The sequence below is a fragment of the Noviherbaspirillum denitrificans genome (assembly GCF_002211445.1).
GTDB lineage: Bacteria > Pseudomonadota > Gammaproteobacteria > Burkholderiales > Burkholderiaceae_D > Noviherbaspirillum > Noviherbaspirillum denitrificans.
Genome location: NZ_LSTO01000001.1, coordinates 2,575,387 through 2,579,400 on the forward strand (window position 1 = coordinate 2,575,387; position 4,014 = coordinate 2,579,400).

Below are 4,014 nucleotides of genomic sequence, written 5' to 3' on the forward strand. Positions count from 1 at the left end.
CATCGCAAAACATGGCTTGGCGCGCGTTGCAGGAGCGCTCGTGCTGGCTGTCGCTATGGCGCCGGCTTGGGCGGACATGGCCGAGGACCACGACAAGGCCATCAAGATGTGGCAGATGGGGAATGTCGTCGATGCGATGACGCAGTTCACCGCCAACGCGGAAAAGGGCTATGCGCCCTCGCAAGTCTGGCTCGCGACCCTGATGGATCAGGCCCAGCAGGATGAGGATGCGGTCAAGTGGTTCCAGAAAGCCGCCGAGCAGGGGAATGCCGCCGGCGAGTATGGCCTGGGTCTCATGTACGGCAAGGGCGAGGGCGTCAAGCAGGACAACGCCAAGGCCCTGGAGTACATTACCCGCGCCGCGGAAAAAGACCATATCGACGCTGTGACGGCGCTGGTCGGCATTTATACAAAGGGCGGTCTCGGCGTCGAACCGAATGCCGAGAAGGGCGAGTTCTGGACCGCAAAGGCCGCCGCCCTCGCACCGCGAGAAGAACAGAAACAGGAAGCCGCGAAAAAGAAGCGGCGCAAATAAGGCCGGCCGGAGAAAGCATGTTCTCAAAAACGGGAATGGATGGGCCCGGATTTTCCCGGTTCATCGACCTGATGAAATTGTTTGCCACGCTGCTGGTCGCAGCCGTGGCTGCCGGCTTTTCCGGCGACCTGCACGCCGGTGACATGTTCAAGGGCCGGCAGTTGTACAACTCCCACTGCGCGGTATGCCATGGCGCGGGCGGCCAGGCGACCATGCCCGGCGCACCCAGCTTCGCGCGGCAGGAGCGCATCATCAAACCCGATTTCACACTGCTCGCCTCGATCCGTACCGGGAAAAACGCCATGCCTGCCTTCCAGGGCATCCTCACGGACCGCGACATCCTGGACGTCATCGCTTACATAAGGACCATGAATTGATGCATCTATCCCGCTTGTTGTTACCAGCATTGCTCACCGCATTCGTCGGTTCATCCGTCGCACAGAACAAAGCTCCAGCCGCTCCAGCCGCTCCCGCTGCCAACAGCGCCACCCAGCCGAACGTCATCGAGACCTTCGGGGTGGGTGATCACGTTTACGTGCGTGCGCTGGCCATGGAGTCCAAGACCAATACCTTGTGGGTCGGCACCTCAACCGGCGTGCACGAGATCGACCTGGGCAGCAGCAAGCCGCGCAATACCTTCACGCGCGACAGCGGCCTCGCCAATGAATACGTGTTTGCGGTCGGCATCGACAAGGAAGGCTACAAGTGGTTCGGCACCAATGCCGGCGGCGTGTCGCGCTACAAGGACGGCAAGTGGAAGACCTTCTTCCCGATGCACGGCCTGGCCGACTACTGGGTCTATTCCTTTGGCAGCCAGAAGAACGGCGACCTGTGGATCGGAACTTGGGCGGGCGTCAACGTGGTCGACCTCAAGACGCTGAAGATGCGCACCTACGTCAAGGAACTCATCAACGAGTGGGTGTACGGCATTTCGGTGGATAACCAGGACCGCGTCTGGTTTGGCACTGAAGGCGGCGTGTCCATGTACGACGGCAAGACCTGGAAGTCCTGGAACCACAAGGACGGCATGGGCGCCAAGAACGACAAGAAGCTGATGACCAGCCCGAATACGGGCCTGGGCACGCGTTCGCGCCACGACCTCGGCTTCCGCAGCGAAGACGGCGCGGCGACCTACAACCCGAACTATGTCTTCTCCATCCTCGCGGCGCAGGACCAGCAGATCTGGGCCGGCACCTGGGGCGGCGGCGTTGCCCGCTACGATGGCAAGAAGTGGAACAACTACACCGTCAAGGACGGACTGGCCGGCGACATCGTCTACAGCATCGTGCAGGACGGCCGCGGCGTGTTCTGGTTCGGTACCAATGGCGGTGTGTCGCGCTTCGACGGCAAGAACTGGAATACGGTCGACGTGCGCAACGGACTGCTTGATAACAACGTCTATGCCCTCGCAGTCGCCCCCAACGGCGATATCTGGGCAGGCACACGACGCGGCGTCGCCCATCTGGGTCAACCAAAAGGCAAATAGGAGAAATCATAGTGCAGTTGAATAAATTATCCGGCGCGCTTGCCGCCGTCGGCCTCATTGCCCTGATGGGTGTTGCGTATTACATGGGCGCCAAGAACCGCGAGCAGCAGGCTGCCGCGCCGGCCGTGCGCCCGATGCAGGGACCGATCTCGCCCAATGCGCAGATGCCGCAGACACAGAACCATGCCGGTCTCCAGCAGCAGGGCCAGACCGCGCCTCCGCAGGGCGGCAAGGTCGATGTCGACCCGAACGCCAAGTTCACGCATTTCCGCGTCGGCAACCGCAACGTCAAGTCGATCTTCATCAAGGGTGATGTCGCCTGGGTCGGCACGTCCGGTGGCGTGGTGCGCTACGACACCAAGACCGACGACTATCGCCTGTTCGACGTGCGCAATGGCCTGCTGTCGAACGGTATCTTCAGCATCGACGAAATCGGCGGCCGCATCATGGTCGGCACCTACGGCGGCGGCATGTCGTGGTACGACGAGAAGCAGGACAAGTGGGAAAACTTCAACATCCCGCAGGGCCTGGGCGACGCCTTCGTCTACCGCGTGATGCAGGCATCCAACGGCGACGTCTGGGTTGCTACCTGGTCGGGCGCCAACCGCATTCGCGGCGGCGCGCTGAGCGACCGCTCCAAGTGGGACCTGTACACCGTTGAAAACACCAAGGGCGGGCTGATCAACGACTGGGTGTACGGCCTGGCAGAAGGCAAGAACGGCGACATCTGGATGGCGACTGAAGGCGGTCTGGTGCTGTTCAGGAATGGCAAGTGGGAAAACTGGAACCACGCCAAGGGCCTGGGCGCGCCGTATGAAAAGGTGAAGAACGACATCAAGTTCACCAACGACCCGGCGCAGCAATCGGTCCACCACGCCAAGCAGAAGGAAGAGATGGGCCTGCAGGGCATCAACGTGGCCTTCAACCCGAACTATATCGTGTCGATGGTGGTCGACAAGGATGGGGTGGTCTGGGCCGGAACCTGGGGCGGCGGACTGTCGCGTTTCGACGGCAAGGACTGGCGTCACTACACCGTGGCGGACGGCCTGCCGGGCAACCACGTGTTCATGCTCCACATCGACAAGAAGGGCCAGATGTGGGTCGGTACCAACGCCGGCCTGGCTCGCATGGAAGGCGACAAGTTCAAGGTCATGACGACCGAGAACGGCCTGTTCTCCGACACCGTGTTCTCTATGGCGACCGCGGAAAACGGCAACCTGTGGGTCGGCAGCTTCGGCGGCGTGGCCCGTCTGAAGAGCGGCTTCTAAGCCTGTAATACATTAACCTCCGGTTCCCTCCCCCTTGAAGGGGGAGGGCCAGGGTGGGAGTAGTGAGGCTGAACAAGCGACTGCAATTGTCCAACCTCACTACCCCCATCCCAACCTTCCCCCTGCAAGGGGGAAGGAGCGAGTCACACGGTGCTTCATGCACCAGCTAGGAAAGCCTTATGCCTCAATTCCCCCCCCTCCAGAACGACACCTTCCTGCGCGCCCTGCTGCGCCAGCCCACCGAGTACACGCCGATGTGGCTCATGCGCCAGGCCGGCCGCTACCTGCCGGAATACTGCGCCACCCGCAAGCGCGCCGGCTCCTTCCTCGGCCTGGCCAAGAACCCGGACTTCGCCACCGAAGTCACGCTGCAGCCGCTGGATCGCTACGCGCTGGACGCGGCCATCCTGTTTTCCGACATCCTCACCGTGCCCGATGCGATGGGACTGGGCCTGTACTTCGCCGAAGGCGAGGGCCCGAAGTTCGAGCGGCCGCTGCAGGATGAGCAGGCCGTTAAGGCGCTCAAGGCGCCCGACCTGTCCGAACTGCAGTACGTGTTCGACGCCGTCACCCAGATCCGCACCGAACTGAACGGCCGCGTGCCGCTGATCGGCTTTTCCGGCAGCCCGTGGACGCTGGCCTGCTACATGGTCGAAGGCGGCGGCTCGGACGACTTCCGCAAGGTCAAGGCGATGCTGTACAACCGCCCGGACCTGATGCACCAC

The 4,014-nt window shown here is 62.3% G+C and carries 5 protein-coding genes; all 5 read left to right on the forward strand.

The window, feature by feature from the left end; translation table 11 throughout:
* Window positions 1–535, forward strand: a 535-nt coding sequence (locus AYR66_RS12590; RefSeq protein ID WP_206047155.1) for an SEL1-like repeat protein, incomplete at its 5' end; no start/stop codon positions are given.
* Between the two features lie 17 nt (window positions 536–552).
* The gene (locus tag AYR66_RS12595; protein WP_206047156.1) at window positions 553–912 is read left to right on the forward strand and encodes a c-type cytochrome; all 360 of its coding nucleotides are present in this window, start codon (window positions 553–555) and stop codon (window positions 910–912) included.
* Window positions 912–2,021 carry a ligand-binding sensor domain-containing protein gene (locus AYR66_RS12600; protein WP_088707762.1) on the forward strand — a complete coding sequence of 370 codons (1,110 nt, stop codon included), beginning with the start codon at window positions 912–914 and terminating at the stop codon, window positions 2,019–2,021. Before AYR66_RS12595 ends, AYR66_RS12600 begins: the two co-directional genes overlap by 1 nt.
* Window positions 2,022–2,032: 11 nt before the next feature.
* The gene (locus AYR66_RS12605) at window positions 2,033–3,289 is read left to right on the forward strand and encodes a ligand-binding sensor domain-containing protein (protein ID WP_234814889.1); all 1,257 of its coding nucleotides are present in this window, start codon (window positions 2,033–2,035) and stop codon (window positions 3,287–3,289) included.
* Between the two features lie 179 nt (window positions 3,290–3,468).
* On the forward strand, window positions 3,469–4,014 hold a 546-nt coding region (locus tag AYR66_RS28880; RefSeq protein ID WP_272938339.1), incomplete at its 3' end, for a uroporphyrinogen decarboxylase family protein.